Annotated in this window: 22 protein-coding genes and 1 pseudogene; 12 read left to right on the top strand and 11 right to left on the bottom strand. The window is 64.1% G+C overall.

The window, feature by feature from the left end:
• Positions 1–61 precede the first annotated feature (61 nt).
• The 8 genes and pseudogenes from NKH05_RS14485 to NKH05_RS14450 all read left to right on the top strand — a co-directional run bounded on the left by NKH05_RS14485 (position 62) and on the right by NKH05_RS14450 (position 5,463).
• Positions 62–469: a hypothetical protein gene (locus NKH05_RS14485; protein ID WP_031194474.1), complete on the top strand. Its 408-nt coding sequence runs from the start codon at positions 62–64 to the stop codon at positions 467–469.
• A 131-nt stretch (positions 470–600) separates the two neighbouring features.
• Positions 601–2,036 (top strand): annotated as a pseudogene (locus tag NKH05_RS14480) (multicopper oxidase family protein).
• Between the two features lie 28 nt (positions 2,037–2,064).
• Positions 2,065–2,505, top strand: coding sequence for a DUF411 domain-containing protein (locus tag NKH05_RS14475; protein WP_023720628.1), 441 nt, complete (start codon positions 2,065–2,067; stop codon positions 2,503–2,505).
• A gap of 7 nt (positions 2,506–2,512) precedes the next feature.
• Complete coding sequence (locus NKH05_RS14470; protein WP_352494452.1) at positions 2,513–3,040, top strand: TlpA disulfide reductase family protein; 528 nt, start codon at positions 2,513–2,515, stop codon at positions 3,038–3,040.
• 13 nt (positions 3,041–3,053) lie between these two features.
• Positions 3,054–3,791, top strand: a complete 738-nt coding sequence (locus tag NKH05_RS14465) for an SCO family protein (RefSeq protein WP_031194475.1) — start codon at positions 3,054–3,056, stop codon at positions 3,789–3,791.
• 51 nt (positions 3,792–3,842) lie between these two features.
• Positions 3,843–4,622: a DsbA family protein gene (locus tag NKH05_RS14460; protein WP_352484015.1), complete on the top strand. Its 780-nt coding sequence runs from the start codon at positions 3,843–3,845 to the stop codon at positions 4,620–4,622.
• Positions 4,619–5,185, top strand: a complete 567-nt coding sequence (locus NKH05_RS14455; protein ID WP_023720632.1) for a hypothetical protein — start codon at positions 4,619–4,621, stop codon at positions 5,183–5,185. The genes NKH05_RS14460 and NKH05_RS14455 overlap by 4 nt, the downstream gene beginning before the upstream one ends.
• Positions 5,186–5,298: 113 nt before the next feature.
• Positions 5,299–5,463 carry a hypothetical protein gene (locus tag NKH05_RS14450; protein ID WP_352589569.1) on the top strand — a complete coding sequence of 55 codons (165 nt, stop codon included), beginning with the start codon at positions 5,299–5,301 and terminating at the stop codon, positions 5,461–5,463.
• A gap of 123 nt (positions 5,464–5,586) precedes the next feature.
• Here NKH05_RS14450 and NKH05_RS14445 read toward each other — a convergent pair whose 3' ends face one another.
• The 3 genes from NKH05_RS14445 to NKH05_RS14435 are packed head-to-tail and all read right to left on the bottom strand — an operon-like array spanning position 5,587 to position 8,494.
• Positions 5,587–6,807: an NAD(P)/FAD-dependent oxidoreductase gene (locus NKH05_RS14445; protein WP_352589566.1), complete on the bottom strand. Its 1,221-nt coding sequence runs from the start codon at positions 6,805–6,807 to the stop codon at positions 5,587–5,589.
• On the bottom strand, positions 6,804–7,517 hold the full coding sequence (locus NKH05_RS14440; RefSeq protein WP_023720635.1) for a methyltransferase domain-containing protein: 714 nt from the start codon (positions 7,515–7,517) through the stop codon (positions 6,804–6,806). Before NKH05_RS14440 ends, NKH05_RS14445 begins: the two co-directional genes overlap by 4 nt.
• On the bottom strand, positions 7,514–8,494 hold the full coding sequence (locus tag NKH05_RS14435; protein WP_353025623.1) for a type III polyketide synthase: 981 nt from the start codon (positions 8,492–8,494) through the stop codon (positions 7,514–7,516). The genes NKH05_RS14440 and NKH05_RS14435 overlap by 4 nt, the downstream gene beginning before the upstream one ends.
• Here NKH05_RS14435 and NKH05_RS14430 point away from each other — a divergent pair.
• From NKH05_RS14430 to NKH05_RS14420, 3 genes are all read left to right on the top strand, one after another.
• Entirely contained in the window at positions 8,432–8,698 is a 267-nt protein-coding gene (locus tag NKH05_RS14430) for a hypothetical protein (protein ID WP_353025628.1), read from the top strand. The two genes, NKH05_RS14435 and NKH05_RS14430, sit on opposite strands and share 63 nt — an antisense overlap.
• A gap of 146 nt (positions 8,699–8,844) precedes the next feature.
• Positions 8,845–9,243 carry a Cu(I)-responsive transcriptional regulator gene (gene cueR / locus NKH05_RS14425; RefSeq protein ID WP_031194477.1) on the top strand — a complete coding sequence of 133 codons (399 nt, stop codon included), beginning with the start codon at positions 8,845–8,847 and terminating at the stop codon, positions 9,241–9,243.
• Positions 9,240–9,797 (top strand): cytochrome c, encoded by a 558-nt coding sequence (locus NKH05_RS14420; protein ID WP_023720638.1) that lies wholly within the window; start codon positions 9,240–9,242, stop codon positions 9,795–9,797. The genes cueR and NKH05_RS14420 overlap by 4 nt, the downstream gene beginning before the upstream one ends.
• Positions 9,798–9,802: 5 nt before the next feature.
• Here NKH05_RS14420 and atzF read toward each other — a convergent pair whose 3' ends face one another.
• From atzF to NKH05_RS14380, 8 genes are read right to left on the bottom strand one after another with little or no spacing between them, the layout of a single operon-like run.
• Positions 9,803–11,611, bottom strand: coding sequence for an allophanate hydrolase (gene atzF / locus NKH05_RS14415; protein ID WP_353025586.1), 1,809 nt, complete (start codon positions 11,609–11,611; stop codon positions 9,803–9,805).
• Complete coding sequence (locus NKH05_RS14410) at positions 11,608–11,958, bottom strand: cupin domain-containing protein (protein WP_023720640.1); 351 nt, start codon at positions 11,956–11,958, stop codon at positions 11,608–11,610. The genes atzF and NKH05_RS14410 overlap by 4 nt, the downstream gene beginning before the upstream one ends.
• Positions 11,951–12,619: a cysteine hydrolase family protein gene (locus tag NKH05_RS14405; RefSeq protein WP_023720641.1), complete on the bottom strand. Its 669-nt coding sequence runs from the start codon at positions 12,617–12,619 to the stop codon at positions 11,951–11,953. Before NKH05_RS14405 ends, NKH05_RS14410 begins: the two co-directional genes overlap by 8 nt.
• Positions 12,619–14,151, bottom strand: a complete 1,533-nt coding sequence (locus NKH05_RS14400) for an ABC transporter ATP-binding protein (protein WP_023720642.1) — start codon at positions 14,149–14,151, stop codon at positions 12,619–12,621. Before NKH05_RS14400 ends, NKH05_RS14405 begins: the two co-directional genes overlap by 1 nt.
• 10 nt (positions 14,152–14,161) lie before the next feature.
• The gene (gene biuH / locus NKH05_RS14395; RefSeq protein WP_023720643.1) at positions 14,162–14,863 is read right to left on the bottom strand and encodes a biuret amidohydrolase; all 702 of its coding nucleotides are present in this window, start codon (positions 14,861–14,863) and stop codon (positions 14,162–14,164) included.
• Positions 14,864–14,877: 14 nt separating this feature from the next.
• Entirely contained in the window at positions 14,878–15,804 is a 927-nt protein-coding gene (locus tag NKH05_RS14390) for an ABC transporter permease (protein WP_352484019.1), read from the bottom strand.
• Complete coding sequence (locus tag NKH05_RS14385; RefSeq protein WP_023720645.1) at positions 15,804–16,928, bottom strand: ABC transporter permease; 1,125 nt, start codon at positions 16,926–16,928, stop codon at positions 15,804–15,806. Before NKH05_RS14385 ends, NKH05_RS14390 begins: the two co-directional genes overlap by 1 nt.
• Before the next feature lie 20 nt (positions 16,929–16,948).
• Positions 16,949–18,076 carry a BMP family ABC transporter substrate-binding protein gene (locus tag NKH05_RS14380; protein WP_352484020.1) on the bottom strand — a complete coding sequence of 376 codons (1,128 nt, stop codon included), beginning with the start codon at positions 18,074–18,076 and terminating at the stop codon, positions 16,949–16,951.
• A gap of 322 nt (positions 18,077–18,398) precedes the next feature.
• Between NKH05_RS14380 and NKH05_RS14375 the strand changes: the two genes are divergently transcribed.
• Positions 18,399–19,058 (top strand): GntR family transcriptional regulator, encoded by a 660-nt coding sequence (locus NKH05_RS14375; RefSeq protein WP_352494540.1) that lies wholly within the window; start codon positions 18,399–18,401, stop codon positions 19,056–19,058.

Below are 19,058 nucleotides of genomic sequence, written 5' to 3'. Positions count from 1 at the left end.
GATGGTCTCGATCTCGCAGGGGCTTGCAAAAACCGCTATTTGAGGCCAGCCTAGGCCGAACATGGCACGTCTGTCACCAAAACACCTCCTGACTATGCTGCTCGCGGTCCTCGTGATCGCCGGGTTCAGCCTGTCCGCCGCTCAGGCTGCCGTCATGTCGGCCAGGATGGCGATCGACAGCCGCATGACCATGGCCGCAGATGCCGGCACCACCGACGCCGACATGGCCAAGATGGCCGATGCCAAGGGCGGCGACTGCAGCGCTTGCCTCAAGAGCTCGGCCGACAACGACAAACCGATGCAATGTGCGCCGACCTGCGTCGCACCGGTTCTGGCGGTGCTGCCGGAAGCTCTCCCCGTGACGGGACTGCTGCGGGCAGAGCTGCCGCCGGCGCTTCCCGCCGCGTTCCTGCACGGGCGAAGTCTGTTGCCCGAGCCATTCCCTCCAAGACCCAGCGCTCTCGTCTGACGCCGTTTCTGCCGTTTCCGCGGCTGATTGGCGGCGTTTGATCGTCCGGCTGCGCACAATGCGCAGCGGGCGCGGCAGCAATCCAATCGACGTCGCGACGTTCGCCGTCGGTTACCGCAGGGGTCACAAGGGTGAATTCCGTTTCAAGTCCGTTCATAACGCGCCGCAAATTCCTGTTTGCGGCAGCGAGCATTGCCGCCTCCGTGCCGATCCGCCCTGCACTGGCGCTGGCTACCGGCGAACACCGGATCAGGGTGGCGCCAGGCCAGGCACGGCTCACCGGCCCCGATGGTCCGCGCACTCCGGTATGGGCCTATGATGGCACGGTCCCCGGCCCGACACTGCGCTTACGCCAGGGGCGGCCCGCTCGCATCATCGTTGAGAACGGACTGGGCGAGGACACCACGGTTCACTGGCACGGCATCCGGCTGCCGAACGCGATGGACGGCGTGCCGGGATTGACCCAACCGCCGATCAGGCCGGGCGAAAATTTCGTGTACGAGTTCACCCCGCCCGATGCCGGCACCTTCTGGTACCATCCGCATGCCGACAGCCTGGTTCAGCTTGGCCGTGGCCTTGCAGGCGCACTGATCGTCGAGGAAGCCGAACCGGTCGCGGTCGACCGCGAGCTTCTATGGCTGCTGCAGGACTGGCGGCTCACCAAGGATGGGCAAATCGCTGCCGGCTTCGGCAACATGATGGATGCAGCGATGTCGGGCCGCGTCGGCAATGTCGTCATCGTCAACGGTGCACCGCCGGCCGACCTGACCGTGAAGGCCGGCGAGCGCGTCAGGTTGCGGCTGGCCAATGCGTCACTCGCTCGCATCATGGCTTTGCGTTTCGAAGTCCACCGTCCGGTCATCGTCGCCATCGACGGCCAGCCCTGCGACCCGCATGAGCCGGAGGGCGGACGCCTGGTGCTGGCGCCTGCCAGCGCATCGATGTCGTGCTCGACATGCAGGGCGACCCGGGCAAGCGCTACGCGGTGATCGATGAGTTCTACGACGGCCTTGCCTACTCCCTGACCACGCTCGCCTACGACGCCGGCGCGCCGCTGCGCGACCATCCTCTCGATGCGCCGCTTCGTCTGCCGGCCAATCCGCTGCCGGCCCCCGACCTGGCCAAGGCCGAACGGCATGAAATCGTCCTGCAGGGCGGCATGATGGGCGGCGGCAAGCTGGCCGGCGTCGGCGGCATGATGGGCATGGCGATGCCCGGCATGAGCGGCGCCGCCGCCTGGGCAATCAACGGCATGTCGATGACCGGCGACGGCCACGCGGGCATGGCGCCACAGTTCACGCTGGAACGCGGCGCCACCTGCCGTCTCACCATGCGCAACGAAACCGCGTGGTGGCATCCCATGCACGTCCACGGCTTCAGCCTGTCGGTGCTTTCGCGCAACGGCTCGCCAGTACCGCACCGGCAATGGCAGGACACGGTGCTGCTCGCCCCCAAGGACACGATCGAATGCGCCTTCGTTGCCGACAATCCCGGTGACTGGATGCTGCACTGCCATGTCGCCGATCACCAGATGGCCGGCCTGATGACAGTGTTCCGCGTGACCTGAAAGTTTTGTCCAACCAAGGAGAACTGCAATGAAACTGACCTACCGCCTAGCCGCACTGTCCCTGCTGATCGCAACGCCGCTGCCTGCCTTTGCCGCCACGATCAACGCCGTCATGTACAAGAACCCGCAATGCAGCTGCTGCGAATCCTACGCCAACTATCTCGAGCACAACGGCTTCAAGGTCGACATCAAGCCGGTCAACAATCTCTCTCAGATCAGCAGCGATGCCGGCGTGCCGGCCGACCTCGAAGGCTGCCACACGCTGATGGTCGACGGCTATGTCGTCGATGGCCTGGTGCCGGTCGAAATCGTCAAGAAGCTTTTGACCGAACGCCCTGCCATCACCGGCATAACGCTGGCCGGCATGCCGACGGGCGCTCCAGGCATGGGTGGTGAGAAGCAAGGCCCCTTCGTCGTCTACGCCTTCACCAAGGACGGCAAGGCGCCCACCGTCTACGCGACAGAGTGAGGCTATTGTGAGCAAACTGGCCATGGTCCTGATTGGCATGCTGCTGGCATTTTCGCTGCCGGTATCAGCCGCCGAGCCGCCGCAGAACTTTGTCGTTCACGAGGCGCCCGTCCCCGTACCGGAAATCAGCTTCGAGGATGGCAATGGCAAGCCGAAAACGCTTGCGGATTTCCGCGGCAAGGTCGTGCTGCTCAATCTCTGGGCGACATGGTGCGCGCCTTGCCGCAAGGAGATGCCGACGCTCGATCGTCTGCAGGCCAAACTGGGCGGTCCGGATTTCGAGGTCGTCGCGCTGTCCATGGACCGTGCCGGTCCGGAGGTTGTGAAGAAGTTCTTTGCCGAGATCGGCATCAAGCACCTCGCCCTCAACATCGATGCCTCGGGCAAGGCCATGTTCGCCATCGGCTCCGTCGGCCTTCCGGCAACCCTGCTGATCAATCGCGACGGCAAGGAGATCGGCCGGCTGATTGGGCCGGCCGAATGGGACGCGCCCGACATGGTCGACTTCATCGGCAGCCGCATCGCTGCCGAGTGAGAAAGGAACAGATATGTCCGGGTTGAAGGCTCACTGCCTTGCATCGGCTTTGAACGAGTGGAGATGTTTGCTGCTGGGCGCCATTGCCATTGCGGCGCTGACCGTGGGGTTTTCGTATCGGGCGCAAGCCCACTCGCTCGACGAAATCGACACCATGCTTGAGGGCGACGAGAAATATTTCCAAACGATCGACAAGCCGGCGCCTGAATTCACGCTGCGCACCGCCGATGGGCGTGTCGTGCGAACGGCAGATCTGCGCGGCAAGGTGGTCGTCCTCCACTTCATCTACACATCGTGCCCGGATGTATGCCCCCTGCATGCCGAGAAGATCGCCGAGGTCCAGAAAATGGTGAACGGCACGCCGATGAGAGGCCAGGTCAGCTTTGTGACCATCACCACCGACCCCGCCAGGGACACGCCGGACGTGCTGCGCAGCTACGGGCAGACGCACGGGCTCGATCCCGTCAATTGGCTGTTCCTGACCACGACGGCGGATCAGCCGGAGGATGCGACCCGCAGACTGGCGGAGGCCTTCGGCCACAAGTTCACACTGACGGACGATGGTTATCAGATGCACGGCACCGTCACCCATGTGATCGACAAGGAGGGCCGCTGGCGGGCGAATTTCCATGGCCTGAATTTCGCTGCGGTCAATCTCGTCACCTTCGTCAATGCGCTCACCAACAATGTCGAGCGCCCGCACCATGAGCCGGAAACGGGATGGTGGGCGACGATCAAGGGCATGTTCTGAGGCACCATTCACATGCCGGCGGTCCGGCGAAACAGAGGGAAGGAGAACCCTGTGATCCACAAATCCAATTCATGGCGCGGAGCCATCGGCAAAATGGCCCGTGCCTTCGTCCTGGCCGGTGCGACGGCCTGGCTCGCGCTCGGTATCCACGGTCAGGCGATCGCCGCGGGCGAGATGTCCCAGGACCAGTTCGACCAGCGCATCCACGATTATATCCTCGCGCATCCCGAGGTCGTCATGGAGGCGCTGCAGAGCCTCGATGCCCGCCAGCGCGAGGCCGCGGCAAAAGAGGCGAAGGCTGCCCTGGCGGCCAAGGCCGACGATATCTTCCGGGACCCGGCGAGCCCGGTCGGCGGCAACGCCGAAGGCGACGTCATCATGGTCGAGTTCTTTGACTACAACTGCCCCTATTGCCGCCAGGTTGCGCCGATCCTGGCGCAAGCCGTGGCCGACGATCCGCAGCTCAAAATCGTCTACAAGGAATTCCCGATCCTCAGCACGGATTCCGTATTTGCTTCCAAGGCGGCTCTCGCCGCAATGCGCCAGGGCAAGTACATGGCATTCCACAAGGCCTTGTATGCGGTGAAGACGCGGGTGACCGAAGCGGTCGTGCTGAAGGTTGCTGCCGACGTCGGTCTCGATGTGGCTAAGCTGAAGACCGACATGCAGCGGCCCGATATCCAGGCGTCGATCGACCGGAATACGCAACTGGCACAGGCGCTGAAGATCAGTGGAACGCCAAGCTTCGTCGTTGGCGAGCAGATTTTCCCCGGCGCGACCGACCTCGCAACGATGAAGAAACTGATCGAGCAAGCGAGGAACAGCAAATGAGCCGGATATGCCATCCAACCCGACGGACGGTTGTTCTGGGCAGCGCCTTTGGCGTCGCTGCGGTCGTCGGCTTGCTCAAGGGGCCGGATTTGACGATCGCCGCGGAGGATTCCGATCTGGTGCGCCGCTTCAAATATCTCAGCCAGAACGGCAACAGCACGTGTTCGGCCAAGTTCACGGAGTCGATTGCGACCATGCCGGCGATGTCGCGGATCACGGGCTCGTGCTGCAGCCCAATGGAGACAAAGCGCTATGCCGAGCAGGTGAACGGTTTGGCCAGGTACCGCGAGATCGCGATGATCCCGAACGATCCGTACGATATTCCGGCCGGCATCGCACAGAAGATGATGCCCTACTACGATGTGAAACTCTCCGGCGACGAGCAGCAGGCCTATGACTATGCGATGGCCAATTCCAACGAGAAAGGCCCTTGCTGCTGCCAATGCTGGCGCTGGAAAGTGTATGGCGGATTGGCGAAGTTCCTGATCCGCGAGCAAGGTTTCACCGGCAAGCAGGTCGTCGACGTCTGGGATCTCTCGGACGGCTGCGGCGGAGGTATGTGAGACGGACAGGACAGGACACTTCCGGTTGGCGGGACAAGGCGACAGGCGGCCGATCGGTTTCCTGGTCGTCTTGACCGAAGTCCCCGGCGAGCTAATTGCCTTCGCAGTCGCCGATGCTTACCGACGAAGGCGGGCCTTCACTGACCGTAAAGGTGATTGCAATGATGAATGGTCCAATGGATACGTGGATGATGGGCGGCATGGCACTCGTCTGGGTCCTGGTGTTCGTCGCCCTCTTGCTCGCGATTGCAGCCTTGGTCAAATACCTGCGAACCTGAAGCCGCGGACGCAGTCAGGTATACGACTATGCGATGACAAATTCCGGGGAGAAGGAGCCAGCTGCTGCCAACTGTGGCGGTGGCATGTAAGGCGACCAGGGCAGCACGACGCCGCGTCACTCGTCAGGCAAAGCCGGGAACCCGCTTGGTCTTGCCGCTCAGTTGCGCGCCCAGTGTCAGTGTCTGCGGGAAATTCCGGACGATCGCCGCCATCAAGGTGGCGCTGCCGGGGCGAAGGGCAATTCCGGCAAGGGCCGCGGCAGCGTAGACCCGTGTCGAAAACAGTCTTTTCCAGGCCCCCTCATAGCGCCTGGCGGCAGCCTCGCGCCCTGCTCGGCCACCTGGCGCGCATGCGAGTTCGCAAGCCAGCAGCCAGCCGGACTGCAGCGCCATCGAGATACCCTCGGCGATAACAGGATGAGACTCTCCGGCTGCGTTGCCGACGCGGAAGATGTCCTCTTCGTAGAACGAGCGAATTCCCGGCCGGATCGGACCTGCGGCAAGCCACGGACCGTCGAGAAGCGCCGGTTCCAGAGCGTCCCGCACGCCCCGGCATGAGTCGACGAGATGGCGGGAGACCGCATCGGCGGCCGGCACATGGCTCCGGTGTTTGGGGCCATGTTGTTTACGCAACCGCGCCAGCATATCGCGGCGAATGCAGCACGAGATCGACAAGCGGCCATGATCGGCCGAGACCATGCCGCCATAGCCGCCGGGGAAGGCCAGCAGAGGCATCAAATCCGGCGCCAGCGACGACCCGGTGAAATGCGCCTTGAAGCCGAGCAGGTCCGACGGGCGATTGGCCTTTGCGAGCTGGCTGGGCAGCGGCCCCGGTTCCCAGGAGCCGTGTGCGGCGACAATCACCGGGGCGCGCAACATCGCCGTTTCGTCCCCGGCTTGAATTCGTACCCTTTGCATCTCGCCGTCCCGGTCGATGGCGACGGCGCGGCAGGGCTGGAAGATTTCGACACCCGCCGATCGCGCCGTCTGCAAAAGCAGAGAGTCGAGAATGTCCCGGCCGAGTGCCCGGCCGAAGCCGTCTTTTGCAGGAGGCCCAGCTCCTGCACGTGGCATTGCCGCCTCGACGCAGGTTTCGCCGGAAAACAAACCGACGCGGCGGATTTCGGGGCCGGCATCGGTACGCCAGGCATCGCCGATCTCCAGCTGGTCGAGAAGCGCAAGATTGCTTGCCGAGATGTATTCGCCGCAGACCTTGCGGCGCGGAAATGCGGTCTTTTCCACAATTGCCACGGCCCATCCGCGCCGGGCCAGCGTGAGCGCGACGGACGTCCCCGCCGGGCCGGCACCGATGACGATCGCGTCATGAGTCGACAATCGCGTCATGAGTCGCTGCCGGCACTGGCGCCGACGAAGATGTGGGAGAAGAGGCCGGCGCGCCGCTCCTCGACCGGTTTGCCGTTGGCCGCAAGCCAGAGACCGGAAAGCTCGCTGCCGCGAAAGCCGGCACGCACGCTTTGCGCCGCATCGTTTCGTGTGACGTCATTGGCGCCGATTGCCGGGAGAAGACGGGTCGCGGCCAGCGCCAGTTTCGCCCGCAACGGCTCAGTCGCCAGCAGCAACGGGGCTTTCGGCCTGATCAGCGAAAACAGACGCACGAGCTGCGCATCGTCGAGATGATGCAGGAACAGATTGACCGTGACGGCGTCGAACCGTGCGCCCTCGATCTTTCCTGCCCAGTCGAAGACATCGGCGGTGATCCCTTCAGCCTTCCATCCCAGCCTGTCAAAATCGCCGCGCAATTGCGCGGTGACGAGGCTGACGCGGTCGAGCATCATCAGTTCGACCCCAGGCCAATGCCTGGCCATGCGCCGCGCCACCGCCAGCATGAAGGAGCCATCGCCGGCGCCGATCTCCAGAATGCGGCGTGGCGGCTTTGGCACAAACCTCCTGAGCAACGACGTCATGATCGGCACCTGAAACATCAGCATATTGATGCGCCGAAGGTCGCGGCGCGCGGTCAGCGCTCGCGGATCGTCGGCCGCAAGGCCGTCAAGGATTTCCGGCGCAAGCTGCCGATGCTCCAGGCCGCTCATGACACCGTTCGAAAGAGCATGGTTTCGGCCGTCAGCCCGGGTCCGAACGACATGCCGCAGCCGAGCAGGCCGGCAGGCGCCTTCAGCATCTCTTTCATCACGAACATGACGGTCGCCGACGACATGTTCCCGTATTGGCGCAACACCGCGCGCGATGGTTCCAGCGCGGTGGGCTCCAGTTCCAGAGCCCTTTCGACGGCATCGAGCACCGAACGCCCACCCGGGTGCACGGCCCAAAGGTCGATCGCCTCGGTCGGCCGGCCACCGAGGATGGCGGCCTGGTTGCTCCGCAACGCTTCATGAATCGCTGCCGGCACTTGGCCGGAAAGAACCATTTCGAATCCGTGGTCGCGAATATTCCAGCGCATCAGATCCCGCCGCTCCCTCGCCACCAGACAGTGAAAGCTATCGAGCTCGATGCCGAGCGGCTCGGAAGTGATGAGCGCAGCCGCACAGCCGTCTCCCCAGAGGCAGAACGACAGCAGTTTTTCCAGTTCGGTGGTTTGACGCAGGTGCATCGTGCAGAGCTCGATATTGACCAGCAGGACCTTGGCCTGCGGGTCGGAGCGGACGATGTGACGCGCCAGCTTGAGGCCGTTGATCGCCGCGTAGCAACCCATGAAACCGATCATCGTGCGTTCGACCCCGTTCGGCAGCCCGCAACGCGCAACCAGCTCGAGATCGATGCCCGGCGCCGAAAAACCGGTGCAGGTAGTGACGATAAGATGGGTGATGCGGGAAGCGTCGCCGCCAAGTTGCAATCCGTCGATGCCCTTTTGCGCCAGAACAGGTGCGGCATCGTCGAACATCGCCATTCTCATGGCCGTTCCGGGAAACGCGCCCCGAATGAAGGTCCCGGCCAGGTCGGCGGATGGTCCTTCGGGATCGGACGCCGGCGCAAAGCAGGAATAGCGGTGCTCGATGCCGGCAAGATCGGCCATGCGTTCGAAGATCCTCCGGCGATCGGCCGCGAGCATCGAGGCCGCGAAACGCAGGTAGAATTGATGAACCTCGTGCTCCGGCACCGCTGTCGCGATCCGGTTGATATAGGCCTTGACGGGCATGTTCTATCTCCTCGGCGTCTGCACGGCGTAACGTGCCGCCGGAGGGTCCTTGCTGATCGGTACCTGGTGCCGGGCGCCGAGTTTGAGCGCTGTTCGATAAACGTTTCCGAAAACTGATTTCTCCCCGAAGGTTCAGTATGCGCTGTTGGCAGGCAAACGGTTGGAGCCGGCGGGCGGTTGCGTCGGGCATCCAAAATCGCCACATCATGTTGACCTTCCATCTACTGGAAGGTCTATTTCCTCCGATAAAGGAGATTTCCGATATGAACATCGGCGTCGCATCCGAAAAATCCGGCCTACCGGCCAAGACGATCCGCTACTACGAGGACATCGGGCTCTTGCACCCGGCCCGGACAGACAATGGCTATCGCGATTACTCGACGGCCGATATTCACCGGCTGCGCTTCCTGCAGCGCTCGCGAAGCCTGGGGTTTTCGGTCGACGAATGCCGCCAGTTGCTCTCGCTGTACCAAGACAGGGAACGTGACAGCGCTGACGTGAAGGCGATCGCGAAAGCCAAGTTGGTGGAGATCGACAGGAAGATCGCCGAACTGGTCGGATTGCGTGGCTTGCTTCACCATCTGGTCAGTCACTGCCACGGCGACGAGCGGCCGGAGTGCCCGATCATCGACGAGTTGGCGGGACAAGGCGTGGCCCAGTGAGGCTCGCAGCCGCTCTAACAGTGCTGTCGCTTGCCTGCGTCTCTGTCGTGCTCGCTGCCGCCCATTCGAGCCGTGATGCGGTCATCGAGGCTCGCCAGGCCTCGATGAAGGAAATGGCTGCGGCGGCAAAGGCGATCGCCGGGATGTTCGACGGCAAGCGGGCGTATGACGCCGCGGCTTTCCAAGCGGCGGCCGAGGCCATCCGCGCCCGCACCGGCCCTTCCCTCATTGCCGAATTCCCCAGCGCGACATTGGGTGCGCCTTCAGGCGCCAAGCTGGATATCGACCCTGCCCGCGCGGAGTTCGAAGGGCTGGCTCGCCACATCGGGACGCTGGCCAGCGCCCTGGCCTCCGACGCCGAGCGGGTGCCGCCGCGCATTACCGACGACATGAGAATGGGTTCCGGCCCGGCGATGGGCGGTGGCAGCCTGCTTGGCAAGCGACCGGGGACGGCGGAAGCCGATCCCGCCAAATTGCCGGCGGAGCACCTCCTGCATCTCATCTTGCAGGATTGCTCGAGCTGCCACTCGAAGTTCCGGCAAAAGGTCGAGTGATGGCGTCAGCTCCGCAGCTGCTGATCCCCCATGAAATTGCGCCAGCCGCCGAAATGCGAAATCTCTTCTGCATCGGTAAGGCCGGCACTTTCAACGAGGAAGCCTTTCGGCGAAGTTCCGTCGTCGAGCAGAAGCGTCCCGATGCCGAGCGGCGGCGGGATCGCCGCGACGAAGCGACCGAAGGCTTGCGGCGACAGCCGCCAGACTTCGACCTCGATGGCTGTGCCCTTGCCATTGCAGGTGCGCTCGAGCCCCGGTCTCGACACCGACTGGCCGGCGAGTGCGTAAAGCCGGTAGAGCGGCGCCGTTCTCGCAGCCCGGGCGAAAATCGCGCCGAGCTGCTGCAACTGGCCGTTCAGCGCCATCCCCGATAGATGCGCGCCGACCACGGCCAGCTCGATCGTGCCTTCATCCACGTCCACGCGGATATCGCCACGCGGCGGCAGCGGCCAGCCGGTAGCGCCCAGCGCAAGGCCGCTTGCCGCATGGACATCGCGCGCAAGCGACGCCGTCAGATGGTCCTTGCCCGCCGCGGCAAGCAAGGTGACGCTCATCGGCAAACCGTCGCTGCGGGTTCCGGTCGGCACGGCGATGCCGCACATGTCGAGCAGATTGACGAAGTTGGTGTAGGTGCCGAGCCGGCTGTTGGTGACGATAGGGTCAGCCAACACCGCTTCGACTGTGTAATGCGTCGGCGCGGTCGGCACACAGAAAAGATCGACCGAGGCGATAACCGGCGCAAGCTTGGCCTTGTAGGCCTGCAAGGCATAGAGCCCGTTGAAGGCGTCCGCTGCGGAAAGTTTTCGCGCACCGCCGATGATCTGCCGCGTCACCGGATGCATGGCCGCCTCGTTGGCATCCATGAAGTCCCTGATCGCGGTGTAACGCTCGGCCACCCAGGCGCCCTCGTAAAGCAGATTGGCGGTGGCGTAGAAATCGCCGAACGGGATTTCGACCAGCCTGCAGCCCAGCGTCTCCAGCGAGGCAAGAGCGGCCTCGAAGCCCGCCTGCATCGCCTGGTCGCCGAAGAACGTCCGATCGGCCTTGGCCGGCACGCCAACCGTCAGCACCGGTGGGCGCGCGGCAAGCGGTTGGATGCCGAGGTCACGTGAATAGGGATCGGCGTCGTCCTTCGCCGCCGCGACCTCGAACACGCTGTAGGCGTCGTCGACGTTGAGTGCGAAGACGGAGACGCAGTCGAGCGTGCGGCAGGCCGGCACGACGCCGGCGGCCGACAGCGCGCCGACGCTCGGCTTCAGCCCGACGATGTTGTTGAGGCCGGCGGGTATGCGGCCCGAACCGGCGGTGTCGGTGCCGAGCGCGAACGAGACGATGCCACGCGCCGTCGCCACGGCCGAGCCGCATGAGGAGCCGCCCGGCACCAGTGTCGGGTCGATCGCATTCCTCGGGATTGGATAGGGCGTGCGCACGCCGACCAGGCCGGTAGCGAACTGGTCGAGATTGGTCTTGCCGACGACCAGCGCGCCGGCGGCCTTGAGCCGCGCGACGACGGTGGCGTCGTTCGCCGGCAAGTAGGCATATTCCGCGCAGGCCGCCGTGGTCGGCATGCCGGCAACATCGATGTTGTCCTTGACCGCGAACGGAACGCCCCACAGTGGCTTTGCCAACGGATCGAACGGGCCGAGCTTTTCCGCCTCGGCAAGCATCTCCGCCCTGCTCGCCAGATGGATGAAGATGCCCGGGTCATCGGCCGCCGCGAGCCGCGCATGGACCGTATCGATTATATCGCCAATACTGAGGCCGGCCTGATAGGCGGCGTGCAGGCTCGCTATGTCGAAGCGGATGTCGCTCATTCGGCCTCGCCCTGAATGACGACCGGCAGGTTCCACTGGATGAGTACGACGCAGCCGTCTTTTGTCCACACCGAATGCTCGGTTCCAACCGGGTTCAGGATCACACTGCCCGCTGCATAATCGCCGTTCTCGTCGCTCTGCGAGCCTTCCAGCACGATGATCGTTTCCAGCCCGGCGTGGCGGTGACGCGGCACGCCGGCGCCCGCCCGGTAGTTGAGAATCGCGACCGACGGTTCCGTCGATCCCCCCTTGAGCAGCCAATGCACCGTGATGCCTTCGCGAAAAGGCTCGAATGGCAGATCACGCCAGCCCCCTTGGATGAGGGCCTGGTATGCAATGTTAGGCATTGGAAATTCCCTCGAGCACCTGGTCCGTTGTCGCCGTCCAGCCGACGATCGCGCCCTGCGCCCTGATCATGGCAAGGGCTGCCGTCTTGAACTCCGGAAAATAGCTCTCCGTCGCATCCTCCGCCAGCAGGCATTCATAGCCGCGGTCGTTGGCCTCGCGCATCGTCGTCTGCACGCAGACCTCCGTCGTCACCCCGGCAAAGACCAGTTGCTGTGCGCCGAGCCGCTTGAGGTCATCGCCGAAGCTGGTGGCATAGAACGCGCCCTTGCCGGGTTTTTCGATGACGATCTCGCCAGGCAATGGTGCAAGTTCATCGAGGATCGCCGTTCCCGGTTCGCCGACGATCAGCACGCGACCCATGGGACCGATATCGCCGATGCGGATCGACGGATTGCCGCGATTGCGCTTGGCCGGCGGCAGATCCGAAAAATCTGCCTTGTGGCACTCCATCGTGTGGATCACCGGCAGGCCAGCGGCGCGAAACCCTTCGAGCAGCCTTTTCACCGTCGGCACGATCGCCGTGATCCGGCTGACGTCGTTGCCGAGGCTGGCGCCGAAGCCGCCGGGCTCGGCGAAATCGCGCTGCATGTCGATGACGACCAGCGCCATCGCCTCAGGCTTGAAGGCAAACGGGAACGGCAGCGCCTCGATCTCCGCCATCAATGATGTCCCGCCATGTGCTCGCCGATCGTCTGCACGCTCGCCTGCGCGATCGGCGTCTCGTAGACCAGCGCGCCATCCGACATGACGAAGATGCGGTCCGAGAGCTCAAGCAGCTCGTCGAGGTCCTCCGACATCAAAAGCACTGCAGCACCGGCATTGCGCGCCTTCATGATGCGGGCGCGTATTTCGGCGACGGCGGAGAAGTCGAGGCCGAAGCAGGGGTTCGACACGATGAGCAAATCGACCTCGCCGGTCAGTTCCCGCGCCAGCACCGCGCGCTGCACATTGCCGCCCGACAATGATGAAATCGGCGAAGCGAGCGAGGCCGTCTTGACCTTGAACTGTTCGACAAGACGGGCCGCGTAGTCCCTGATCGCGCTCATCCTGATCCAGTTGACCGGCTTGCCGGCCTCGTTGAGGTCGAAGGTCCGGAAGGCCATGTTTTCGGCCACCGTCATCCGCGGTGCGCAGGCATTGCGCAATGGCTCCTCCGGAATGAAGCGGACATTGAGCGTGCGCGCCTCGCTGCGGCTGGCACCATAGGGCGAGCCTTTCACCAGAACGTCGCCCGCATTGCGTGCCCGCTGTCCGGCAAGGACTTCGAGAAACTCCTTCTGGCCGTTGCCGGAGATGCCGGCGATGCCGACGATCTCGCCGGACTTCACGTCGAGCTCGCCGATGTCGATGCTTTTCAAGCCGGTGCGGTCAGGCGCCTTCAGCGACTTTACCGTCAGCACCTGCCTGGCGCCGGCCGGCACCGGAGCGCGACTGTCGAGTGCTGCAATCGGTTGGTCGCCGATCATCATCGCCGCCATCTGCTTGTGCGAAAGTTCGGAGACCTTTCCGGTTCCGGTCAGCCTGCCCTTGCGCAACACGGTGATGTCGTCGGCAAAGGCCGTCACCTCGTGGAATTTGTGCGAGATCATCAGCACGGTGAGGTCGCCTGTCCTGGTCATGTCGCGCACCAGGCCAAGCACTTCCTGTGCCTCGCCAGGGGTGAGCACCGAAGTCGGCTCGTCGAGCACCAGGAAACTGCGGCCGAGATAGAGCTGCTTGACGATTTCGAGCTTCTGCTTCTCGCCGGCCGCAAGTTCCGCCACCTTGACGTCGAGCGGCAGCTTGAACGGCATCCGCTGCATGAATTGCGCAAGTGCGGCGCGCTCCTTGCGCCAGTCGATGACGCCCGGCACTTTCTCGCGGGAAATGACCAGGTTTTCCGCACCGGTCAGCGACGGGACGAGGGTAAAATGCTGATAGACCATGCCTAGCCCGAGCGCCGAGGCATCCTTCGGGCTGGCTATCGCGACCTCGCGGGCATCGACCAGCATGTCGCCGGCGGTCGGGCGGTAAAAACCCATCATGCATTTGACCAGCGTCGACTTGCCGGCACCGTTTTCGCCAAGCAGCGCATGGAATGATCCCGCTGGCACCTTGATCGAGACATCGTCCAGCGCGGTGAAGGCGCCGAAGCGCATGGTCATGCCGATAGTCTCGACGCCGACGGCTTTCTTGACGATGGTTCCGCTCAAGATCGCCCCCTCACGGCAGCTGCGCGACGAAGGACGCCGAGCTCGACACCGCGCCGAACACGCCGCCCTGCATCTTGATCATCTTGATCGCGGCGAGATGGTTGCCGTAGTCGGTCGCGCCGCAGCAGTCCTCAAGCATCACGCATTCGAAGCCGCGATCATTGGCCTCGCGCATGGTCGTGTGGACGCAGACATCGGTGGTGATGCCGGTCAGCACGATGTTTTCGATGCCGCGCTGGTGCAGGATCAGCTCCAGATCGGTGGCGCAGAACGAGCCCTTGCCCGGCTTGTCGATGATCGGTTCGCCCGCCGCCGGATAGAGGTCGGGGATGATATCCCAGCCTGGTTCGCCGCGCACCAGGATGCGCCCGCAAGGTCCGGGGTCGCCAATGCCGGCATTGATGCGGCGTGAGCGCCAGCGCTTGTTGGCCGGCAGGTCGGCGAGATCGGGCCGGTGGCCCTCGCGCGTGTGGATGATGGTGTAGCCCTGGGCCCGCATGGCTGCAAGCACCGACTTGATCGGCTCGATCGGCGCCCGCACCAGCGAAAGATCGTAGCCCATATGATCGACATAGCCGCCCGGCCCGCAGAAATCGGTCTGCATATCGATGATGATCAGAGCCGTATTGTCCGACCGCAGCTCGCCATTGTAGGGCCATGGATAAGGGTCGGCGTCGATGTAGCGCTGGGTGATCTCGGCTCTGGCGTTCATCGGGAAAACTCCAGTCATTTGGTGATCGACAACTCGCCCGGCGCGCCGGCAAGCGAGCGGCTCGGCGACGAGGTGGCGATCATGATGATGAGCGTGAGGATGTAAGGTGCGGCGTAGAAGAGATAGTAGCCCTGCGTTACCCCGACCGATTGCAACGCCGGGCCTAGCGCCCCGGCGCCGCCGAACAACAGTGCCGCGGCAAAGCAGCCGAGCGGGTTCCAGCGTGCGAAGATGACCAGCGCCACCGCCATCAGCCCCTGCCCCGACGAGATGCGTTCGGTCCAGCTGCCGGGGTAATAGAGCGACAGATAGGCGCCGCCGATGCCGGCGAGCGCGCCGCCGACGCCTGTCGCAAGCAGGCGCACGGTGTTGGGATTGAGGCCCATGGCGCGCGCCGCATCGGAGCTGTCGCCGACGACGCGTACGATCAGGCCGGCGCGGGTGTTACGGAAGGCCCACCACAGGAACAGCGCAAGTGCGGCCCCGATCAGGAACAGCACGTTGACGTTGAGCGCCGCCTGCACCTGCGGAATATTCGACCAGCCACCGAAGGCGATGGCCGGCAGGTCTGGCGCCGAGGGCTGGATGAACGGCTTGCCGAAGAAGAAGGCGAGACCCGAGCCGAACAGCATCAGCGCGATGCCGATGGCGATGTCGTTAACCCCGCGGAATTTGCAGATCCAGCCATGGAACAGCCCGAAGCAAAGACCGGCACCGGCGGCAGCCAGCACGCCGAGGCATGGCGAGCCGGTCACCACTGCTACCGCATAGGCGGTCATTGCGCCGAAGACCAGCGTGCCTTCGAGGCCGAGATTGATGCGGCCGGAGCGCTCGGTGATGGCTTCGCCGAGCGACACGAAGATGAACGGCGTCGAGACGCGGATGGCGCCGCCGAGAATGGCGAGCGGCACGCCCCACAGGCCGATCTCGGTCGCGTCCATCAGGAGCCCCTCTTCCACAGATCGGGATTGAAAACCTTGAAGCGGCCGTAAAAGGTTTCGCTGAACAGGATGACCACGAAGAGCATGCCTTGCAGCACCAGCACGGTGGCGTCGGGCAGGTCCATGCGGCGCTGGATCAGCCCGCCGGAAGCGCCGATGCCGCCGAGCAGGAAAGCGACCGGGATGATGGCGAGCGGATTGTGGCGGGCGAGGAAGGCGACGAGGATGCCGGTATAGCCGTAGCCGGCGGCGAGAGAGGCGTTGGCGCTGCCTTGCACGGCGCCGACTTCCAGCATGCCGGCCAGTCCGGCAAAGCCGCCGGCGAGCCCGGTAAAGCCGACGATCAGCGGGCCGACGGCAAGCCCTTGCACCTGGGCCGCCCTGACATTGCCGCCGGCAATGCGGGCGGCAAACCCCCAGCGCGTCTTTTCGATCAACAGCCAGGACAGGACGCAGGCGACGATGCCGACGACAAGGCCCCAGTGCACGTCCATGCCTGGAATGTTGCCGATGCGGTAGGCATCCGCCAGCGGCTCGGTCGAGGGTTTGTTGAGCGAGGCCGGATCGCGCAGCGGCCCTTCGACCAGATGGTTCATCAGCGCGATGGCGATATAGGCCATCAGCAGGCTGGATATGGTTTCGTTGACGGCGCGGTAGTGGCGGAGTGCGCCGACGGCACCTATCCAGATGCCGCCGGCGACCACGCCCGCCACGCCCATCAACAGGATGACCACGAAAGCCGGCGCGCCATTCGCCGCGACGCCGATGGCGGCGGCGGCAACGCCGCCCAGCACGATCGCGCCTTCGCCGCCGATGACGACGAGGCCGAGCCGAGCCGGCAGCGCCACGCAGAGCGCTGCCAGCAAAAGCGGTGCGGCCCGCGACAGCGAGTTCTGGATCGAGAACCAGGAGCCGAAGCCGCCGCGCCACATCGTCACGTAGAGTTGCACCGGTGATTTGCCGACCAGCGCGATGAACAGGCTGAACAGCGCCATGCCGACGATCAGCGCCGCGAGCGGTATGACGAAGGCTTCCGCCCGCCGTGCCACCCATTCGAGTGCCGCCGGATAATTCCTGGCGCCAAACAGCGCTGGTGCGCTCGCGGTACTGACCGTGTCTGCCATGGCCCCGTCTCCGATCCGGTTCAGGCGGTCGAACCGACCACGCCCTCGACGAGGTAGTCCATGCTTTCCAGTTCGAGCGCGGTCTCGACGAAGGCCTGGCCTTCGGTCGCGACGACGACGCCCTTGTTGCTCTTCAACGGACCCTTGATGACCGAAAATCCGCCTTTCATCATTTCGGCCAGCGTGCCGTCGAACTGCTTGCGGGCGGCCTCGCCGACGGCGGGGCCGAGCGGGCTCATCTTGACGAAACCGTCGGCCAGGCCGCCGCGCGTGAAATTGGGAAGCGGCGTGCCGGCCACGAGATCGTCGACGAACATCTTGTAGACCTTGGCCCAGTTCCATTCCGCGCCGGTCAGGTATTTCTCCGGCGCCAGCGGGCTCTGGTTGGCATGATAGCCGCAGATGAAGGCGCCACGCCCGGCCGCCGTCTCGACCACCACCTTGGGGCTGTCGACATGACAGGTGATGACGTCGGCGCCCTGGTCGACCAGCGCATTGGTGGCCTCCGCCTCCTTGACCGCCAGCGACCACTCGCCGGTGAAGATCACCTGGCAGGTGATGGTCGGGTCGACCGAGCGCGCGCCGAGCAGGAAGGAATTGATGTTGAGCAGCACCTGCGGGATCGGCTTTGCCGCGACGAAGCCGAGCTTCTTGGTTTTGCTGGTGTGGCCGGCGACGACGCCGTTCAGATACTGGCCCATGCCGATATAGCCGAAATAGGAACCGGCATTCATCGGATGCTTGTCCTTGTTCCACATGCCGCCGCAATGGCGGAACTGCACGTCGGGGAATTTCGCGCACATGGCCAGCATATGCGGATCGAAATAGCCGAACGAGGTCGGGAAGATCAGCGACGCACCGTCGAGATTGATCATCGATTCCATCGTCTTCTGCACGTCGACCGTCTCCGGCACGTTCTCCTCTTCGACGACGGAAATGCCTTCGATCCCCTTCAGCGTGGCGGCGCCTTCGGCATGCGCCTGGTTGTAGCCGTAATCGTCCTTTGGCCCGACATAGATGAAGCCGACGGTTGCGGTCGCGGCGAAGGCCCTGCTGATCGGAAACGATGCGGACGCAAGACCGAGCGCCGCTCCGGCGGCGGAAGTCTTGAGCAGGTCGCGGCGGCTAAGCATGAATCGCTCGGTCATGTGAATGCTCCCTCTATGGGGCCTTTGGGGCCGGTTAACACCTCAATGAAAGAAGTGTATGCAATCAGCGTGCCAGTTTCAGAAATGGGATTTATTCAGCAATATCAACGAGTGTGCCGATGTAGCCTGCACAAAGCCGGAGCAATTGCATACACTTTTTGCCTCTAAAGCGGCCAATTTGACATGAAGGCTAAAACATAGGCATACAGAGCTGCGCAGGAATCGAAGCCGGTGCGTGGCTTATGGCTGCGCGAAGAGACTGGACGGAGGAGACGTGTCGGCAAAGCGCAATTTGATCAGGTCGGGCACGACCGTCGATCAGATGGTGAGGGCGATCAGCGACCGGATCGTTACCGGTTTCCTGCGTCCCGGCGAAAAACTCGACGAAGCCTCGCTCGCCGCCCGCTTCGACGTCTCACGCACGCCTATCAGGGAAGCGCTCAGCCGGCTCAGCGCCATGGGACTGGTCGAAAGGCGGCCGAACCGCGGCGCCACCGTCGCCGTGATGACGCAGGAGCACCTCGCCTCGATGTTCGAGAGCATGGCCGAGCTTGAAGCGATCTGCGCGCGCTTCTCGGCCGAGCGCATGACGGCCGGCGAGCGCCGCACGCTGGAGGCCGAGCACCGGGCCTCGGCACGCTTCGTGCAGCTCGGTGCCGAAGAAGAGTATGAGATTTTCAACACCGAATTCCACACCCGGCTCTATCGCGGCGCGCACAGCAAGCACATTTATGAGTTGACCGTCATGACCCGCGGCCGGCTGGCGCCGTTCAGGCGCGCGCAATTCATGCTGCCCGGCCGGCTGGCCCAGTCCTGGCAAGAGCATGACGCCATCGTTACCGCAATCATGCGCGGCGACAGTACGGCCGCCGGAACAGCCGCCAAGGACCATGTCTCGATCGTCAGCGAGGCGAGCGCCGTCTTTGCCATCGGCGACCGCCCTAAAGGCAAGGCCGAGCCGTTTCCGACATCGGCCTCCTAG

It is taken from the genome of Mesorhizobium sp. M1399, from assembly GCF_040317735.1.
Classification (GTDB): domain Bacteria; phylum Pseudomonadota; class Alphaproteobacteria; order Rhizobiales; family Rhizobiaceae; genus Mesorhizobium.
This window is presented reverse-complemented; position numbering and strand designations above follow the sequence as displayed.